This is a genomic window from Legionella drancourtii LLAP12 (assembly GCF_000162755.2).
Lineage (GTDB): Bacteria > Pseudomonadota > Gammaproteobacteria > Legionellales > Legionellaceae > Legionella > Legionella drancourtii.
On the sequence record NZ_JH413805.1, the window covers coordinates 49,492 to 68,265 of the forward strand.

Consider the following 18,774-nt stretch of genomic DNA (forward strand, 5'->3'; position numbering starts at 1 on the left):
TTTCGCGTTGAGGATTACCGGAAGGCCTTTGTGCGTTTGAAGCCTGAGGCTGAAAGAGGGCAACCCGATGCGCAATACGCTGTAGGTTATATGTATTATTATGGCAAGGGTGTGGTTGAGGATCGCAAAAAAGCTTGGTTTTGGATTACTGCTGCTGCAAATGCAGGGCAACCTGATGCGAAAGTAGCGGCGCAGATGTTAGATGGGAATATGAATACCAAGTAGTTTGGTTTTGCAGCTTAATGGTACTTACTTAAGGAACGTTGTCGCCCCTGTGCTCACTGCCATTAAGTTAAGGATTTTATGCTTCAAATTTCTCAGAGCCTGTCGTCCACGCAACAATGCCGCGCGGGAATGACAGATTTCCTTAACTTAATGCCAGTGGCCCCTGTGCTGAGGGCGACTGGCATTATTTTTGAACAGGTGGCCATCGGTTGGGTCGATCCTTCAGGTCAACGCCTCAATTTATGTACTGATGACCCTTCGAATTAAAAATGGCTACATTTTACAACAAAGATAAAATTTTACTTGTTGGTGTTGCTAATCCTAGCGAACCTAAATTCTCCTTAGCAAACCATTGTCCTTTCGCTTCCCCGAGTTTTGTTCCCAAAGCTAGTGTTATGATCTTAAGCGCATTAATTTCTAAAAGAAAATGGCTAAAACGGTGTTTGAAGGCAATAAGTGGTTGGGGATTCTCACCTACTAAATCATATTCTGTGCGGATGAAATCAAGTGGGCAATTGCCTTCATCTATGCTGGGTAAACACCATAATCCGCCCCACAATCCAGTCGGCGGTCTTTTTTCTAAATATATATGGCCTTGTTTGTTGCATAATACTAATAATTGTTGCTGTTGTACTGGCACGGGTTTTTTAATCTTTTTCGTTGGATACAGGTGCTGTTCTTGATGTTTCAATGCCAGGCAATTATCCTGCAATGGGCAGTTAAGGCAATTAAAATTCTTGGTGGTACAGCAAGTAGCACCTAGATCCATAATTGCTTGGGTGTAATCCGCACAGTCTTCTTGTGGCATACACGCCTGGGCTAATTCCCAGAGTTTTTTTTTCACTAGTGCTTGTTCAGGATGGCCTTGAATCATAAAAAAACGAGTTAATACTCTTTTGACATTACCATCTAAAATAGCGGTAGGCTGGTTAAATGCTTGCGACAAAATCGCTGCTGCCGTTGATGCCCCAATTCCTGGTAATTCATGAACTAATGCCAATTCATCAGGAAAAATCCCTTGATATTCTGTGGCAATTATTTGGGCCGTTTTATGGAGGTTGCGGGCACGGCTGTAATATCCTAATCCCGACCATAAAGAAAGAACTTCATCTTCGTTGGCTTGAGCTAAATCCTGAATGCTGGGAAAACGTTGCATAAAACGTTCAAAATAAGGAATAACGGTTTGTACCTGCGTTTGCTGGAGCATAATTTCAGAAACCCAGACTCGATAAGGGCTACGTGGTAATTGCCAAGGTAAATTTTTGCGACCGTGGAGAGAAAACCAGTTAAGTAAAGGCTTACTAAATTGCTCAAATAAATTATTCACGTCAATAACTTCTTATTAAACCAGGCAAAATGGTATCCTAATTTTAGTATGATTAATACCTGTGCATCATGCGAAAAAAATTTTAAAATTACTCGCGAAGCGCGCATTTGTAGTCTATCGTTTTATTTAGAGGCATTTAGATACAGCCTCGAATACCCGCAAAAAAGTCTTATTACTCGCGAAAGAAATTCTTATAGGAAAATTAGAGATCATCGCGTGCGATAGAGACTTTTTTTGTTTTATTGGACGGTATTCAAGAGGTGTTAGTTAATTTAAGGAGAAAGGGATGCGCCAAAAATCATACGAAATAGTAGTATTAAAACCCACAGCTGTATTTTTATCATTCCTGGCTTCACAATTACCAGGGACTAAATTACCCGATCTGCGTTTATTGCAAATTGACAACACAGCTTATGTCTTGCCAAAACAAAATTCAGATGAAGCAACTTTGGATGAAATAGAAAAACATTTTTCCAAAATGTTTCGGCATGAAATTTGTCGTTGGTTAGGAGATAGTGCTCACTCAGAAATAGAAACTAATTTTCTTGATTTTCTTTGTTGTTTTAAATTTGAATTACATAATCATATTATTCTTATGGAGCCTGCAATCGAAGAAGGGAATCAGTTATTACTTTTCAAACCGCGAATGGCATTGCTTAACTGGCTTAAGTCCGTAGTGGAAGGCCAAGACGATTTAATGGATGTATTGGAACGTGTGGAATTAGCTCGTTTAGAAGAGAACGCTACGGTTATGGTAAAGAATTTTTCTAATTTAACTGAAATAAAACCCTTTATAAAACATTTTTATCATCAGATCTTTTCAACTGCAATGACTCGTATCACGAATGAATCAGAGCAATGGCCTGAGATTGATTCATTTCAGGCATTTAGAGAGTATTTCGCTGTTGAAATACATACTCAATTGATTCATTTGTATCGTTAAGGGGCAGATCATGGAGCCGATTGTTGTAGCGCTAATTTGTACAGCAGTATTTGGGACGGTAATGGTTATCGCAGCATTTGTAAGACAACTATTGCTTAGCCGTGATAAAAAATTAAATGATGAGGCGCAAAGTAGGGCTATGGCGCAAGAAGCCGCTGAGCTAGAAAAAATACGTGTGCAAATGCAAAGTAATAAGCGTTTTGAAGCGCATTATGACATTTTAGGTGCCAATAAAGATGCAGTGAAGTATTTGGATATGCAAATAGAAGAGCTTTTACATAAAAAAACAGAATTGGTTGATCGTTATGCCAAGCTTACAGTGAAGGAGTCTGGGACTATAATCAGTAGTGGCGAAGTTTCCCCTGAACGAAAAGCAGTTTGTGATAAGCTAAGAGAAGAAATTGATTCTAAACTGGTATTTTACGACAGTGAGCTTAAATTGCTGCAAACACGAAGATCTACTTTATGGAGTTCTCATATTGATTTTGAGCGCTATCTTTTGGCGCAGGAAAGGGCGCGTAATGCGAGTTTGGATTCGGTATACAAACAGCATTCTGCTTTATTGGAAAAAGTTTATTTGCGTCATATTGATGATACAGAACTTGTTGCTATTGAAACAATTAAAGCAGGTACAATGTCCTTTAAAGATATGCTCATCGCACCAATTCAGTTTTTAATGCAATTTTTTGGCGGTGGTAACGGAGTGCCTAATATTGCTTTTGTCCATACAAAGGTAGAACGTGGAGCTCGAGAGGATGTTGAGCGTGTCGAACAAGATATTAATGAATCTTCTTTGCAGGAAACAAATTTAGATCATGGATCGAGTGCCTCCCATGTTAAAGAGGATGAAGTAGAAGATAGCATTCATGTCTCATCCCCTTTGGTTATTCCTTAATTTTCATTAAAGCTCAAAATTAATCCATTTTGTTTTGAGCTTTATCTTATGAGTTAAAGTTATTCTTTTGAGCCAATTGATGACATTTTTGCCAATGTATATTACAATCTTGGTGCATTTTGGAGGATGCAGAGGATTTAATAATTGAAGTGGAGTATGACAACAATGAAACAACGTAGCTTATGGTTTATTTTATGTGCTGTTTTGTCTTTTTCAGGATACAGTGTAAATATAAACTCACTTCTTCCTGATGAGCAAAATACAGTAGAGGTATTTCAGAAAGCATCACCTAAGGTGGTGTATGTTCATCGATTAGCAACAGTAACTAATCATCATTCCTTTAAGAAAACGCAAGTTCCTGATGGTGCGGGTTCTGGAATTATTTGGGATGATAAAGGTCATATCGTTACGAATTACCACGTAATTAAAGGTGCTGATAAATTAGCAATTACTTTAGGTAATATGACAGTACCTGCTAAAGTAATCGGTGCAGAGCCCCGTAAAGACATTGCTGTTTTACAAATCAGCTCAACCCATGCCTTATCTTTTTTAAAAGCGTTTAAACCTTTTGAAGTAGTGCGCCTTAATGACTTAATCGTCGGTCAAAAAGCGATTGCGATTGGCAATCCTTTTGGTTTGGATCACAGTTTATCAAAAGGTGTTATTTCTGCATTAGGCAGACAAGTTCCAGGAATTGGCGGGGTGACAATTCGTAATATGATTCAAACGGATACACCAATTAATCCAGGTAATTCGGGTGGCCCTTTATTAAATAGTTCTGGGCAATTAATTGGTTTAAATACTATGATTTATTCACGCTCTGGTTCTTCTGCAGGGATTGGATTTGCTGTTCCTGCTGATGATATTCAGCGTATTGTCGCGCAAATTATTACACATGGTCGTGTGGTATTATCTGGTATTGGTATTCAAAGTGTTGCACCTAATATTGCTCAGCGATTAGGAGTACATAAGGGAATTCTGATTGCCGATGTATTACCTAATACCCCGGCCGCGCAATTACACTTACAAGCTACACACCGTGATGCTTGGGGACGTATTGTACTCGGCGATGTTATTGTCGCGCTTAATGGCCATTCCGTTGATAATTATGATGCGCTTTATAATTTGCTTACTGAAATTAAAGTCGGCGAGAAAGTTACTGTATCTCTTCAACGCGGTAATAAGCAAATGGATGTCGCGATGAAGACTATTGATATTGCAGGAGTCTAATTAGTTGCGGTTGTGGGATATTTCACGTTGTGTGGATTGTAGAATCGTAGCCCGGAATAGCGCAGCGTAATCCGGGCTACAAAGCTTAATTTAGTGGCAGTGAGGCTAAGGAGAATACGGATGTTACTTAATAAAGATGAGTCAATTCTATTATTAATTGATGTGCAAGAAAAATTAACCCCGGCAGTATTAGACAGTAATGCATTTATTGCCCATTGCGAATGGATGCTAAAATTAGCTAAAAAAATGCGTGTGCCGATTCTAGTAAGTGAACAATATCCCAAAGGACTAGGCCCAACTCTTGAGTCATTACGCGTTTATTTCAATCAAGACGTATGTGTTGATAAAGTACATTTTTCATGTATGAGCGATACACATTACGTACAACGTTTAAAACAATTTCATAAACAACAACTGGTTCTCATTGGCATTGAAGCCCATGTCTGTGTGCTGCAAACAGCATTGGAAATGAAAGAACAAGGTTTTGATGTCTTTGTCGTTGTTGATGCGGTGAGTAGTAGAGGTGAGCAAAATTTGAAATATGGATTGAAACGTATGAAACAAGAAGGGATACATTTAGTTACCTCTGAAATGGTATTTTTTGAATGGTTAAGAATGGCAGGTACTCCTGAATTCAAAGAGTTAAGTAAGGAATTTTTATAATCACGGAGAGTTATAGTGAATTTTTCAAATCAAATTGCATTAATTACCGGTGGTGCTTCAGGTATGGGTAAGGCTTGCACTCAGTATTTACAGCAACAAGGAATGCGGGTTGCTGTTTGGGATAAGCAATCTGATAGCCACAGCAAAGCAGACTTATTTATTTATTGTGATGTTACCAGTGATGAATCTGTGGAACACGCGATGCAACAAACCATTGCGGAACTTGGGATCCCTCGGGTTTGTGTTAACTGCGCGGGAATTGCCCCAGCCAAACGCATCGTTGGTAAAGAAGGTGCTATGCCCCTGGCGGCTTTTAAGCAAGTGATTGATGTTAATCTTATTGGTACATTTAATGTAATGCGAGTAGCTGCGCATGCAATGTCCACATTGGAGCTGGAAAATAAATCTCAAGAACGAGGGGTTATTATTAATACAGCATCAATCGCTGCATTTGAGGGGCAAATAGGTCAAGCTGCATATAGTGCCTCTAAAGGTGGTATTGTTGCCATGACATTGCCCGCAGCACGCGAATTGGCGCAATTGGCGATTCGCGTAAATGCGATTGCTCCAGGATTAATTGCAACACCTATGTTATTAAATATGCCGCAAGAAGTTCAGGACAACTTGATTGCAACCATGACCTTTCCTAAGCGTTTTGGTAAACCAGAAGAGTTTGCTGCTTTAGTTGGCCATATCGTTGAAAATGGCATGATTAATGGGGAAGTTATTCGGCTGGACGGGGCTTTGCGTATGCGCTAAATTGTAAGTCATCAGAGCCCGGGTTTTGCTGCTCCCGCGCTCTGGATTCTAGGGGGAAAAACTTTAAGCTTTTTCGTGATGTCTATTTTCATTAGAAGAGGTTAAGTTACCATGAGAATTGTAAACACTTGCGGCACTGGCTTTGTTTCCAGATAAAGTATTGACAATTTCTTGACGGACGTACAAATTATTTGCAATTACTTGTCCGTTTACGGTGTTTAATTTACGGCAAAGCGTTAAGACTTCAGCGAGTTTACTATTCAATGTATTTATTTGGCTTGCTTCTGTTTCAGTGCATCCTTTAAGAAATTCTTTTAAAGAGTCCGCGACAGTTTGATCGGCCTTATTAATTAGCTCCAAACGTTGTTTTGCACTTTCCTCTAATTTAGAGGATAAGTCTTGTTTTCTACTCGCACAATCTTCCAATTGCTTAAATTGTCGTGTCTCTAACAATCCTTTTTCTTCTGCTAATAAAGCATTAAGCGACGCTACCCAGTTAATTTCTTGTTCCAAGTGGCTGCATAACGCATTTACTTTATTGTCATTCATTTAATTGCCTTAAAAATTAAGCCATTTCTACATCATTTAACATCTTCGTAGCAATTTTGTCACTATCAATTTTGTAATTACCTAATTCAATTTCAGCTTTGAAATATAAAACACGGGCTTCATTAATTTCAGGTACCTCTTGCAGCGATTTTTTTATCGCTTCTAATTGTTTGGAGGTGTTACTGATGCTTACACTATCATCAAAAGATGAAGCGCCATCAGTTAAAATTTTATTAATTTCAAGCTGTTTACTTTTTAGGCGAGTATCTGACTCTATAGGTTTTAGATGAGCGGAATCACTAATTTGATTAAACATAAATTTGTCCTCAATCACGTTTATATGTATGTTTATACTGATGACCTATAGACCTATAAAAATGCATCAGCAAAATCTTTATCGGCATTTTTTTTAAAACCTTTAGAAAAATTTTTATTTTTTTAAATTCTTATTAAAAAACAACTGTTACCCGTTTTTTTCCTGCAACCTGAGCTTCAATGATTCTTTTAGACACGAGGTTTTTGACTTTAATGGTTTCGCCCATTGCGCCGTCATTAATCGCAATACCATCCATACTTACAGTTAAATTATTATTGTTCGTAACAATCGCAACCTTTTCCCCTTTTCGTACTACTTTGGGTAATTCAATATTATGGGGATTGAACGGGCTATTAATGGCAATATTTTGTTTGCAAACCCGTCCCACCAGCTCATCAATATCCTCAAAATAGCCGTTCTTTAATTTATGTACATCTATTTCAGCTTGATACATATCATGGCCGCTAATGTGCTCACCTTTCATCAACGCGCGGCGTGCTATATATACTGTTTTTAAAATCGTAACGCGAATAGGAACATATAAAGACCAGTGATTGTCCTGTTCCTGGCATTTAATTCCCATTGTGTTGGTTTCTAGTATAGGGGATTGATAGGGGTTGAAAACGACTAATTTATCCTCAGCACATGCTTTTAGCGTTAGACGAGAATCAATTTTATCTGCTGAAACGTGAACTTTCCCTTCGTGGTATGACGCTAATTCATTAAGTACATAGTGCTCAATTTTATGGGTTAATATTTCCGGTGACTGGGTTGGCTCTGCAGATAAACCTGTACTTGCAAAAAATAGTAAAACACTTAGTATGTTTTTTTTCACAGCAATGTCCCTTTTAAAGTTTGGCGAATTATATCGCAAATAGTGTGCTAGTTTAAGGAGTTTATAAAATGGTTAGTCGTTTGGTTATTTTTTATGCTGTATTTATATCGCTCATTACTTTTAATGCTCATGCAGACAGCCACCATCCTCAGGAGTTTTTACAGTCTATTAGTGGCACTAAAAATGAAGGTGAACAAGTTTACGCTCATTTTTGTGTCAATTGTCATGCAACCAAACCATTAATTCCGGTTGGAGCCCCAAGAATAGGTGATGAGGAGGATTGGAAAATTCGTTTAAAGCAAGGAATGGATGTTCTGTTTAAGCATACTGATGAAGGCTTAAATGCAATGCCTCCACGTGGTGGATGCTTTGAATGCACGGATAAACAGCTGATATTGGCTATCAAGTTTATGTTGCCACACGCCACCCAAGAAAAACCAACAAAATGAACGGACTAGACACAAAAAGAGCACAAAGTAGAAAATTTTTATAAAAAAAGCTAAACCTATTCCTGGATCTCCCGATACATAAGAAAAAAGAGGGAGAAAAAAATGAAAAAATATCTACTTTTAGTTCCAATTTCTGCTTTAGCCGTATCATGTTCTTCTATGGATGGAGGGGTGCCGGTAGTTGATGATGCGGGTTATACTCATTACACAAAGAGCATGCAAAATGATCATAAAGGTGCTAGTCATTTCCCTGAGAAACGAGTGGCAACAGGAAATAAAGTATTTATATTTGACCCTAAAGCTACTGCTTGGGCTGCTTATGATAAAGAAGGCAATCGTGTCAATACGGGTAGTGCTTCGGGCGGAAAGGATTTTTGTGACGATGTAGGAAAGCCATGTCACACCGTTACCGGAACTTATAAAATCTATTCTAAAAAAGGCGAAGACTGTACCTCTAGTCTTTACCCAATCGAAACACATGGTGGCGCAAGAATGCCTTATTGTATGCATTTCCATGGTGGCTATTCAATTCATGCTGCCTATGAAGTACCTAACTATAATGCAAGCCATGGATGTATCCGTGTACTGCCTAGTGCCGCAAAATGGTTGAACCAAGAATTTGCTGATGTGGGTACTACGGTAATTGTTAAATCATACTAAATATAAATTAAAATGCAGCATCTCCACTCATGCCCTACCTTGTGTAGGGCTTTTTTTGTGTAACAGGACATTTAGCAAGACTTTGATATTCCACCTAACCTATTGTTTTTTTGTTCAGGTAGAGTACTTGATAATAATAGAATCACAATTTACTATCGTGTTTTTTTTATCGGGTACAATTACATTATGATTCTTTGCATTGATGTGGGTAATTCCCATATATATGGTGGTGTTTTTGATGGTGATGAAATCAAACTTCGTTTTCGCCATACTTCTCAGGTGAGTACCTCCGATGAGTTAGGTATTTTTCTAAAAAGTGTTTTACGTGAAAATGGCTGTTCGCCAGACGCCATCACCAAGATTGGTATTTGTTCAGTTGTCCCTCAATTGGACTACTCATTGCGAGCAGCTTGCGTTAAATATTTTTCTATAGATCCCTTTTTATTACAAGCTGGTGTTAAAACCGGGTTAAATATTAAATACCGTAATCCTGTAGAAGTAGGGGCTGATCGAATTGCGAATGCAATTGCGGCAACACAAAGCCACCCAAACCAAAATATTATTGTTATTGATTTTGGCACGGCAACTACTTTTTGCGTAATTAATGCACAAAAAGCCTATCTGGGGGGGGCTATTTTGCCAGGAGTACGATTATCTGTGGATGCTCTGTCAAAAAATACGGCTAAATTGCCTGCTGTAGAAATCATTAAAATTGAAAATGCGCTGGGGCGCTCTACAATAGAGAGCATTCAATCTGGTGTTTATTATGGCGTGTTGGGTGCCTGCCGTGAATTAATTTTGCGCATGAATCAGGAAGCATTTGGTGCTAATGCGAATCGGGCATTAGTTTTGGCAACAGGTGGTTTTGCTTCTTTATTCGATAAGCATGATTTATATGATCATCTGGTTCCTGATTTGGTGTTGCAGGGAATACGTTTAGCGGCGTTGATGAATAGCTAGGAACCTCGCGACCTTACCACCAGTAGGGTTGCACGCTTATGCTATTTTTTTCAAAAATATCAATTTCTTATATTTTTTATAGGTATAAAATAATAAATAGTGCTTTTATTTTGGTGAGCAAGAGCCCATAATATAGTGCTATTGATTGATTAATGATCATTGATTGTTTTTAATTTTACACGCTGTACTGGAAAGCAATACAAGATAAATCAAGTCTCTTATACCTATTAATAAAGGAAATTATAATGCGCTTTTCTCTTGAGAACCTCCCTAATGATGATAATATTCGTGTTTATGCAGCAGTGGCTGTAGCTGCTATAATGCTGGATGGCTTTTATAAAACACATAAAATCAAGCCTGGTGACTCCCTTGATAAGGTTCCCAAAGATTCAAAAATAAATCTAAACGGAGTGACCACGGAAAATGCACGCTATATTTGGACAGCGCTTATGTGGCTTGCTCGTGATCGCAATTTTAATAAATGCATTTATGTTTCTGAACGTACTGGCTTTAATCCTCGCGATGAATTTAAATTTCTTGGTGGATATAAGTCGACGTCACTTTATAAGAGTGTATTTACCCCCATTATTGGTGAACATAAGGTGGAATATACTCCTGATGAGGTAAATAAACGCATGGGGCACCATGCGCCTACCTTAATGCTACAACAATCAGTTGCTTTTTGCTTAGCAATCCCCCTAATCAATTCATTTTTTTTGTACAACAAGGACAGTAAAGAGCTTGAATTTAATAGTCGCAAGTCTATTAAAGAGCTTCAACGTCTTGGTTATATTAAATTATCCTTTGGTTTAATGTGCATTTCCCATTTCGAGGTTGAAAAACTAAAGTTAAGGTCTCTACATGCGGCAAAGATATTTGGTTTCGATGGGTGCAAATCTTTGCTGGAGCACGCTCGCTGTCTGAAAGAACTTGATCTGGGGGAAAACGATCTTGTTAATTTAGGGGCTAAGCGTTTAAAAGAACTCTTCGGGGTTATTCCTCCGTCGGTAACACATTTGTGTCTATCACTGTGTGAATTTAATAAACTTACAGCAGATGACTTAGCCTACGCTCTAAGTGGAATACCCGCAACAGTAACCTTCCTCGATCTATCATTTAGTGGCCTTAATGAATTTACTAAGGATGAGTTAAAGAAAATCGTAAAGGCAATCCCTTCAACAATTGAGATTGATCTAACGAATAATGGTTTTGATAAAGATCTGTGCCGTAGCTTAGTAGAACAAAGAACAAGCCTAGTTGAAGCTCTTGCGCCGCGAAAAATCACGAGCATGCCACTTACCTCTGCCCCAGAAGCAAGCGCAAGCAGTCGTGGTCAAAACTTTTTTCCTAAACAAGGGACGTCATCGGCTCAATCAACGGATAATTCACAAATTTATGGTATAGGTAAGCCTTAATTTTTTTACCTCCTATCTTGCAGATAAGCCGCGGGATCTGGACTACTAGCGGCTGTTGCCATTTCTCTAGATTGAGCCGAAATGAGTTTATTTTGTGCCTCGGAGCACAGAACATTGACTCATTTTGGCCAAGACAGTAGAAATGGCAACAGACCTTAAAAATGAGTGTTTTAAAAAGGTGACGATCCTTCCGTCCTGAGGCTCAATGTCGAATCTATGATTCAATGTATTACTGTAGCTGTCGGATCACAAGCAAACCTAGTTAGTACTCGCAGATGTTCATAGCAGCCTCTAACCGAACTTTTTTTAATCATTAATTTTGGAAGTTCAAAAAAATTACAAGTAAAATAATAAAAAAGTGGGATTTTCCCTTGACGGGTGTAGAAATGTGTTTCTATAGTGTATAAAAGTGGGGTAAAATAATAAAAAAGTGGATAATTGTGGAGGAATAAAAACCTTCGCTAAAGAGACAACCATGTTCCGGGGAATAAATGCCATCACCATAGATACAAAAGGACGCTTAGCCATTCCTACGCGCTATCGTTCTGCGTTAGGTGTTGAGGAAAAAAATCCTTTGGTGGTGACGATTGATACGGAAGAAACCTGTTTGTTGCTCTACACCGCAGCGCAATGGCAGATAATTGAGGATAATTTGCAAAAATTACCTAGTTTTAATGCTGCTGCACGAAGAATACAGCGTCTATTAATCGGCCATGCTACCGATGTTGAAGTTGATGCAAATGGTCGAGTATTGCTACCCACAGTTTTAAGAAATTATGCAAAATTGGAAAAAGATGTAGTGATGATTGGTCAGGGTAATAAATTTGAGGTTTGGAGTAAGGATCTTTGGGAATCCCGACGTGATGAGTGGCTCGCTGAAGAGAACTCAGGCGATTTAGGATTACCTGATGAAATGAAAACGTTTTCTTTGTAATGGAAACAAAAATGGCAATGCACCAATCAGTACTACTACATGAATCGATAAAAGGTCTGGCCATTAAAAATGGCGGTATCTACTTTGATGGAACTTTTGGCCGTGGCGGCCATAGCCAAGAAATTTTAAATCATCTTGATGCACAGGGTCGTCTCTATGCAATAGATAAGGATTTAGATGCAATAACACATGCAAAAGAGCGTTTTGCAGAAGATAAGCGCTTTCACATTTTCCAAGGTTCTTTTTGCCAAAATTGAAGAGTTTGCCACTGAAGCCGGTGTTCTTGGCAAAGTCGATGGCATATTGCTGGACTTAGGTGTGTCTTCGCCACAATTAGACAATCCGGAGCGCGGATTTAGTTTCATGCAGCAAGGGCCTTTAGATATGCGCATGGATTTATCACAGCCTATGAGCGCTGCTGAATTTGTAAATACTGCTGAAGCCGATGCAATGGCAGCAATTTTCAGACTCTATGGTGAAGAGCGTTTTGCTGGACGTATTGCCAGAGCAATCGTTACTGCTCGAAATGTGGCGCCAATTACGACGACCCTGCAACTGGCGGAAATTGTCAAAGAGGCGAATCCGAAATGGGAGAAACACAAGCATCCCGCAACCCGGGTGTTTCAAGCGATTCGTATTCATGTGAATCAAGAGCTAAGTGATTTAAGTAGTTGTTTAGAGCAATGTCTTAATGTGTTGGCTCCAGGAGGACGATTAGCAGTGATTAGCTTTCATTCTCTTGAAGACCGTATTGTAAAACAGTTTATGCGAGATAAGGAGCAGGGAGAAAAATTACCATTAGAAATTCCAGTCCGTTATGAAGAGTTAAAGTCAAATTTTAAGAGAATAGGTAAAGCAATAATGCCGCAGGAAAAAGAAGTAAAAAATAATGTCAGAGCTCGAAGCGCCGTACTAAGGATCGGGGAGAAACTAGCATGAATGCTGCAGCAAAAGTGATTAATCAAGGTACGTTGTTTAATGGTCAACTGGCAGATATGCAGATGTCAAAGTCATTATACATGTTAATTATATTATTGGTTGCTGTATTAGTAAGTGCTTTGGCCGTAGTTTACAGCACGAATTCTTATCGTTCTACATTTAGTCAAGTTGAACAACAAGAACAACAAACTCATTATTTGCAATTACAATGGGGGCAATTGTTACTTGAGCAAGCAAGTTTGGCTACACCGGCTCGTGTTGAAGAGTTAGCTCAAGAAAAGCTAAGCATGGTATTACCAACTTCTACAAATACATTTTGGTTGCAAGGGCAGCAGTAGACGTTTTTGTTGTAAATGAGTACTATCGCGCGATGAATTATGGTGTCATCTAAATCATAGGTTGGGTTGTTTAACCCAACATGCTCTGCTTATTTCAGGTCTGGGGTTACTGATGAGCGCCGTTGTTGGGGCAAACCTACAAGGGGTGCATAGATGTCCCTTATACCCCCGTTCTGAATAAGGACATTACATGAGAATCATCAGGTCAAAATTAATTTATCATTACAGTTTGGGTTGTAACCTATGAAAAAAACACGCCATTTAACCAGACTGGTCACCGTATCTGTTTTCTTTTCATTACTGTTGCTTATTTTAATTTGGCGCATGGTTGATTTAACCGTATTGCATCGACAATTTCTGCAAGGGCAAGGCAATGCGCGCAGCTTACGCACGGTAGATATCCCTGCATACCGAGGTATGATTACAGACCGACATGGTGCTCCTTTGGCAATTAGCACGCCTGTAGAATCGGTCTGGGTTAATCCTAAAGAATTTTCTTCTGATAAAGAACAATTCATGTCTTTGGCTGCATATTTGCATCTAACACCTAAGCAGTTAAGTAGAAAAATAGTCAATGCCGAAAAAGAAAACCGTGAGTTTTTGTATTTACAACGACAATTGCCACCAGCCTTATCTAAAGAGATCGAGGCGCTTAAAATTCCTGGGGTTAATTTTCAAAAAGAATTTAAACGTTATTATCCTGATTCCGACAGCATTTCACAGCTATTGGGATTTACTAACGTGGATGATCAAGGTCTAGAAGGGATTGAGCTTGCTTACCAAGATTGGCTTCGTGGTATTGTTGGTAAAAAAAGAGTAATCAAAGATCGTTTGGGCAGAATCATTGAAGAATTAAATGTGACTAAAGAGCCGCGCCCTGGTCGTGATTTGGTCTTAAGCATCGACAGACGTTTACAGTATTTAGCCTATAGTGAATTGAGCAAAACCGTTGAGGAATTTGCGGCAAAATCTGGTTCGGTAGTTGTTGTGGATACTGAAAATGGTGAAATTTTAGCGATGGCCAATGTGCCTTCATATAATCCTAATTCGCGCGGCCGTTATGATAAAGACACTTATAGAAACAGAGCGGTTACTGATACCTTTGAACCTGGTTCGGTGATTAAAACGTTTAGTATCGCCAGTGCATTAGAAACCGGTCTATTTACCCCCTCAACAATTATTGATACTAATCCTAGTTGGATGACTGTGCATGGCCGTACGGTACGGGATATACATAATTATGGCGTTTTGGATGTGACTGGTGTATTACAGCATTCAAGTAACGTCGGGGTGACTAAAATGGTTTTAGCAAGTCCACCCGAGCAATTAATCGGCTTATTGCAGCGTAGTGGCTTTGGCCAACGCACAGAAAGTGCATATCCTGGAGAGAGCGAAGGCAATATAGTTAAAGTGAAAGATGCCAATCCATTTGTTTTAGCAACGATTAGCTTTGGTTATGGCTTATCGGTTACTGCCCTACAATTAGCCAAAGCACATATGATTTTTGCCAATCAAGGTAAGTTAATTCCTGTGACCTTGCTCTACAATGATCCACCTACGGCCGGTATTCAAGTGATAAAACCTGAGACTGCACAACAAGTCCTCTCGATGATGGAGGCAGTATTGGGTAAAGATGGTACTGGTAAAGCCGCACGAGTTCCTGGATATCGAGTAGCGGGTAAAACAGGGACGGCACGTGTAGCAGGGAAAGATGGTTATAAAGATCGAAAATATACTGCAAGCTTTATTGGTATTGCACCCGTGTCAAAACCTAAATTTGTCGTCGTTGTTATTATTCATCAGCCCTCACGTAAGGGGTATTATGCGGCTGCAGTTGCGGCTCCTTTGTTCTCTAAAGTCATGACTGGGGCATTGCGATTGTTTAATATACCTACTGATGAAGCAATCAGTTAATGTCAGTTATGAGTAAGATATTGTGATAGAGTCGAAGCTGCTCAGTCGGAATGGAGCGAGGTGAGCTAAGGTTTGACTCTATTTTTTATCCGAAGCTGATGTTAAGTTAAGGAAAAATCGTTCACTATTGGAAATAATGCAATGAAACTAACGCAACTATTAAAATCTTGGCTAAACCAAGAAGTGGTTGATTGTACGATTACAGGCATGCAAAATGACAGTCGTTTAATTCAACCTGGCGATTTATTTGTTGCCTACCCAGGATCCGCAGCGGATGGTCGCTTATTTATAGCTAAAGCCGTTTCTGCTGGGGCTGTGGCTGTAGTTTATGAGCCGGCTAATTTCCCAATTGATGGCGTATTACCTACTTCTATTCCCTGCATTGCAGTTCCTGACTTAGCTACAAAATTAGCCTATATTGCCAAAGCATTTTATGACGATCCTGAAAATTCTCTGACGATTACGGGGATTACGGGGACAAATGGTAAAACAACGATTGCTTATCAATTAGCTCAAGCTCATCATTTACTCGGTCAAGGAGCGGCTTATATAGGTACTATTGGCCAAGGTAATGTGAATGAGCTACAACCTCTGGATAACACCACACCAGATTCATTGCGTTTACAGAAATTATTGCACCAATATAAGGAGCAAGGTCTTAAACAAGTATGCATGGAAGTCTCTTCACATGCCTTGGCTCAGCATCGTGTTGATGCGCTAACATTTAAACAGGCAATTTTTACTAACTTAACCTTAGATCATCTGGATTATCACCACAATATGGAAAATTATGCTGCTGCAAAGGCAATTTTATTTAGTGGTGAATCCTTGCAATGGGCAATTATTAACCAAGATGACGAATATCAACAAGTTATGGCTGCTGCCTTAAAACCGCATGTAAAAAAATTGACTTATGGTTTGCGTGAAGACTGTGATGTTAAAGCAGTGAATTGGCGTATGGACATTAATGGTACTGAAATTGACGTTCACTCGCCTTGGGGGCAACATCATTTACGGATTAAGGCCTTAGGTGCGTTTAATATCTATAATAGCTTGGCAGTATTTAGTAGTTTATTGGCTAGTGGTTATGCGCCTGAAAAAGTAGTTGCGGTGATGTCCCAATTAAAAGCAGCTCCAGGTCGTTTAGAAATCGTAGCAAGCGCACCTTATGTACTGGTTGACTACGCACATACACCCGATGCCTTGGAAAATGCCTTAGTTACTTTAGGGCAAATTAAAAAAGGGCGCTTATGGGTCGTATTTGGTTGTGGTGGCGATAGAGATAAAAGCAAGCGACCGATGATGGGAAAAATTGCCAGCCTTAATGCCGACAAAATTATTATTACCAGCGATAATCCACGCACTGAAGATCCGCAAACTATTATTGAGGAGATTATCCATGGAATTACCCCTGCTGCTCATGTGATGCAATTTGTTAATCGTGAGGAAGCTATTGCTTATGCTCTTGAGAATGCCAATATAGATGACATTATTCTAATTGCTGGGAAAGGGCATGAAGCTTATCAACAGATTGGTAGGGTGAAGCATGCATTTTCTGATCAGGAAGTGGTGCAGCGATTGATGCATAGGTAGTTGAAAAAACGGGCTCCATACATCCAAATATTGAACTGTCCCTTTTTAAACATTTTAATAGCTTGACCATAAGCTGGATTTTTATCCGTATTAATCACACCAATATCACACGCTGGATTGCTCTTCATCATTTTCTTTAAAAATCGCTTCGCAGCAATGGCATTGCGCCGGTGAGAGAGATAGAAATCAATAGTATTGCCTCGTTCATCAACGGCACGATACAGGTATTTCCATTCGCCTTTTATCTTGATGTACGTTTCATCTAAGTGCCTGCGTCGAGAATATTTATAAAACGTCTGCGCGTTGATGACCATTGGTTTATTTTAGTCACGAAGGAAGGAGATCATAAACATTTATTTGAGGAATTTAACGCGTTGCCACGTGATACACATGAGCAAAAGGAAGGCAAAATAACCCATCGTTTTAGTTGGCTGAATCTAATTTCAGCTTTTGTTGTTGCTCATTAAGAACTGAGCCAATGCTTGTTTTTAAAAAATTCTTAAGCGGGAGCCGCTGCGTTTTTTGGAACAATATTGCCAATACGAAAACAGGCATGCCAATAATGAAAATTATTCAGGACATCACATATACATTTGTCATATATAGCAAAATTTTCTATAGTAATTTTTACTATATATAGGCCATTCATGAAAACAATAAAAACAAAGCTGTTTGCCAAATGGGCTAATAAAAATGATGTTAGTGATAAGTCTCTGCTGGAAGCGGCAAAAGAAATAGCTGCTGATAACTACGAAGTCAATTATGGTAGTGGCGTTATAAAAAAACGAGTTGCAAATAAAGGCAGGGGGAAAAGCAGTAGTGTTAGAACAATCGTAGCATTTAAAAGTGGAAAGGATTGTTTTTTTATTTATGGGTTTGAGAAAAGCGCTAAAAGTAATATTCCTCTAAATGAGGAGAGGGCGCTTAAAGTAGTTGCCGTATCATTGTATGCTTATTCGGATGGATTGTGCGGCAAATAAAAAATGGTGCCTTGATAGAGGTGAGTGATGAGTAAAAGCGATATTATTAGTGCGATGTTAGAAACAGCTCATGATCTGGGTTTGAGTCAAGTTACTATTAAAGAAATAGAGACCTTGGGTTTGAGTGAGGTTGAAGAACTTCTGCCGGATGAAATTAAGGCTATGCGTTCAAAAGAAAAAATAAGCCAATCTGTGATGGCAAGAATATTAAATGTTACCACGTCGACCTATCAAAAATGGGAAAGAGGGGAGGTGCATCCTAAAGGGGCTAATTTAAAGCTTTTACGATTGGCTTATGATCATGGCGTTAGCTACATCATGCATTAGTGTCTATTAAATCGATTTACAGAATTCAGTTCTATTATCTCCAGTCTGCCGATTTAATAGATGCCTTTTCTATGGGTTTTCGAGTGTCTACTAATTTATAAGTTAATAGACTCTCAATGTGTAGTATCATAATTTCTATGAAGAATTGTAAGATTGTTTTCTAAGCTATAATCTGTATGAGTCCATATCATTGCTTGCATTTTCTATAATATAGGCAAAGAGCAAGATCTGCCTCCTTGTTATGTTTAAGTTTGTGGTTCGAATATAAAAATAAATGGAAATTTTCTATAAGGATTACAATCGATATGGTAATCCCCCCATTTTTAACTGAAGCTAAAAGTAGAGGCTTAAGCAACTAGTGCCAATTTTTGCCTTGGAGTAATCCCTCCGATAGCAGTATTAGGGCGTTCATTATTGTACGTCCATAGCCATTGTGTCGCATGTAGTTGTACCTCAGCAATACTTTCAAATAAATATTGACTTAACCAATCATACCTAACCGTGCGGTTATAGCGTTCAATAT

20 protein-coding genes and 3 pseudogenes are annotated in these 18,774 nt (G+C 38.9%); 17 read left to right on the top strand and 6 right to left on the bottom strand.

Annotated elements, in window-relative coordinates:
• Window positions 1–225, top strand: a pseudogene (locus tag LDG_RS03745) (SEL1-like repeat protein); the annotation flags it as partial.
• Window positions 226–505: 280 nt separating this feature from the next.
• Here LDG_RS03745 and mutY read toward each other — a convergent pair.
• Window positions 506–1,558, bottom strand: coding sequence for an A/G-specific adenine glycosylase (mutY, locus tag LDG_RS03755; RefSeq protein ID WP_040534403.1), 1,053 nt, complete (start codon window positions 1,556–1,558; stop codon window positions 506–508).
• 280 nt (window positions 1,559–1,838) lie between these two features.
• On the opposite strand from mutY, the gene LDG_RS03760 reads away from it, so the two are divergent.
• The 5 genes from LDG_RS03760 to LDG_RS03780 all read left to right on the top strand — a co-directional run bounded on the left by LDG_RS03760 (window position 1,839) and on the right by LDG_RS03780 (window position 6,042).
• Window positions 1,839–2,495, top strand: a complete 657-nt coding sequence (locus tag LDG_RS03760; protein ID WP_006869821.1) for a hypothetical protein — start codon at window positions 1,839–1,841, stop codon at window positions 2,493–2,495.
• Between the two features lie 10 nt (window positions 2,496–2,505).
• Window positions 2,506–3,390 (top strand): hypothetical protein, encoded by an 885-nt coding sequence (locus tag LDG_RS03765; protein ID WP_006869822.1) that lies wholly within the window; start codon window positions 2,506–2,508, stop codon window positions 3,388–3,390.
• Window positions 3,391–3,555: 165 nt separating this feature from the next.
• Complete coding sequence (locus tag LDG_RS03770; protein WP_006869823.1) at window positions 3,556–4,620, top strand: S1C family serine protease; 1,065 nt, start codon at window positions 3,556–3,558, stop codon at window positions 4,618–4,620.
• Window positions 4,621–4,740: 120 nt separating this feature from the next.
• Window positions 4,741–5,283 carry an isochorismatase family protein gene (locus tag LDG_RS03775; RefSeq protein ID WP_006869824.1) on the top strand — a complete coding sequence of 181 codons (543 nt, stop codon included), beginning with the start codon at window positions 4,741–4,743 and terminating at the stop codon, window positions 5,281–5,283.
• Between the two features lie 15 nt (window positions 5,284–5,298).
• Complete coding sequence (locus LDG_RS03780) at window positions 5,299–6,042, top strand: SDR family NAD(P)-dependent oxidoreductase (RefSeq protein ID WP_006869825.1); 744 nt, start codon at window positions 5,299–5,301, stop codon at window positions 6,040–6,042.
• Window positions 6,043–6,105: 63 nt separating this feature from the next.
• On the opposite strand, the gene LDG_RS03785 is transcribed toward LDG_RS03780, so the two are convergent.
• The 3 genes from LDG_RS03785 to flgA all read right to left on the bottom strand — a co-directional run bounded on the left by LDG_RS03785 (window position 6,106) and on the right by flgA (window position 7,742).
• Complete coding sequence (locus LDG_RS03785; RefSeq protein ID WP_006869826.1) at window positions 6,106–6,591, bottom strand: flagella synthesis protein FlgN; 486 nt, start codon at window positions 6,589–6,591, stop codon at window positions 6,106–6,108.
• Between the two features lie 16 nt (window positions 6,592–6,607).
• Window positions 6,608–6,907 carry a flagellar biosynthesis anti-sigma factor FlgM gene (gene flgM / locus LDG_RS03790; RefSeq protein WP_006869827.1) on the bottom strand — a complete coding sequence of 100 codons (300 nt, stop codon included), beginning with the start codon at window positions 6,905–6,907 and terminating at the stop codon, window positions 6,608–6,610.
• A gap of 133 nt (window positions 6,908–7,040) precedes the next feature.
• Window positions 7,041–7,742: a flagellar basal body P-ring formation chaperone FlgA gene (gene flgA / locus LDG_RS03795; RefSeq protein ID WP_006869828.1), complete on the bottom strand. Its 702-nt coding sequence runs from the start codon at window positions 7,740–7,742 to the stop codon at window positions 7,041–7,043.
• Between the two features lie 68 nt (window positions 7,743–7,810).
• On the opposite strand from flgA, the gene LDG_RS03800 reads away from it, so the two are divergent.
• The 9 genes and pseudogenes from LDG_RS03800 to LDG_RS03840 all read left to right on the top strand — a co-directional run bounded on the left by LDG_RS03800 (window position 7,811) and on the right by LDG_RS03840 (window position 16,944).
• Window positions 7,811–8,191 carry a c-type cytochrome gene (locus LDG_RS03800; RefSeq protein ID WP_006869829.1) on the top strand — a complete coding sequence of 127 codons (381 nt, stop codon included), beginning with the start codon at window positions 7,811–7,813 and terminating at the stop codon, window positions 8,189–8,191.
• Between the two features lie 102 nt (window positions 8,192–8,293).
• On the top strand, window positions 8,294–8,851 hold the full coding sequence (locus LDG_RS03805; protein ID WP_006869830.1) for a L,D-transpeptidase: 558 nt from the start codon (window positions 8,294–8,296) through the stop codon (window positions 8,849–8,851).
• A 186-nt stretch (window positions 8,852–9,037) separates the two neighbouring features.
• Window positions 9,038–9,811 carry a type III pantothenate kinase gene (locus LDG_RS03810; RefSeq protein WP_006869831.1) on the top strand — a complete coding sequence of 258 codons (774 nt, stop codon included), beginning with the start codon at window positions 9,038–9,040 and terminating at the stop codon, window positions 9,809–9,811.
• A 245-nt stretch (window positions 9,812–10,056) separates the two neighbouring features.
• Entirely contained in the window at window positions 10,057–11,226 is a 1,170-nt protein-coding gene (locus tag LDG_RS03815; RefSeq protein WP_006869832.1) for a leucine-rich repeat domain-containing protein, read from the top strand.
• Between the two features lie 475 nt (window positions 11,227–11,701).
• On the top strand, window positions 11,702–12,160 hold the full coding sequence (gene mraZ, locus LDG_RS03820; protein ID WP_006869833.1) for a division/cell wall cluster transcriptional repressor MraZ: 459 nt from the start codon (window positions 11,702–11,704) through the stop codon (window positions 12,158–12,160).
• An 11-nt stretch (window positions 12,161–12,171) separates the two neighbouring features.
• A pseudogene (rsmH, locus tag LDG_RS03825) lies at window positions 12,172–13,099 on the top strand (16S rRNA (cytosine(1402)-N(4))-methyltransferase RsmH).
• Complete coding sequence (gene ftsL, locus LDG_RS03830) at window positions 13,096–13,437, top strand: cell division protein FtsL (protein WP_006869836.1); 342 nt, start codon at window positions 13,096–13,098, stop codon at window positions 13,435–13,437. The pseudogene rsmH and the gene ftsL overlap by 4 nt, the downstream one beginning before the upstream one ends.
• Before the next feature lie 243 nt (window positions 13,438–13,680).
• Window positions 13,681–15,351, top strand: coding sequence for a peptidoglycan D,D-transpeptidase FtsI family protein (locus LDG_RS03835; protein ID WP_040534408.1), 1,671 nt, complete (start codon window positions 13,681–13,683; stop codon window positions 15,349–15,351).
• A gap of 141 nt (window positions 15,352–15,492) precedes the next feature.
• On the top strand, window positions 15,493–16,944 hold the full coding sequence (locus LDG_RS03840; RefSeq protein WP_006869839.1) for a UDP-N-acetylmuramoyl-L-alanyl-D-glutamate--2,6-diaminopimelate ligase: 1,452 nt from the start codon (window positions 15,493–15,495) through the stop codon (window positions 16,942–16,944).
• Between the two features lie 41 nt (window positions 16,945–16,985).
• On the opposite strand, the pseudogene LDG_RS18840 reads toward LDG_RS03840, so the two are convergent.
• Window positions 16,986–17,210, bottom strand: a pseudogene (locus LDG_RS18840) (DDE-type integrase/transposase/recombinase); the annotation flags it as partial.
• A gap of 381 nt (window positions 17,211–17,591) precedes the next feature.
• Between LDG_RS18840 and LDG_RS03850 the strand changes: the two are divergent.
• On the top strand, window positions 17,592–17,924 hold the full coding sequence (locus LDG_RS03850) for a type II toxin-antitoxin system RelE/ParE family toxin (protein ID WP_006869843.1): 333 nt from the start codon (window positions 17,592–17,594) through the stop codon (window positions 17,922–17,924).
• A gap of 27 nt (window positions 17,925–17,951) precedes the next feature.
• Window positions 17,952–18,251: a helix-turn-helix domain-containing protein gene (locus LDG_RS03855; RefSeq protein WP_006869844.1), complete on the top strand. Its 300-nt coding sequence runs from the start codon at window positions 17,952–17,954 to the stop codon at window positions 18,249–18,251.
• Between the two features lie 347 nt (window positions 18,252–18,598).
• On the opposite strand, the gene LDG_RS03860 is transcribed toward LDG_RS03855, so the two are convergent.
• On the bottom strand, window positions 18,599–18,774 hold a 176-nt coding region (locus LDG_RS03860), incomplete at its 5' end, for an integrase core domain-containing protein (protein ID WP_040534410.1).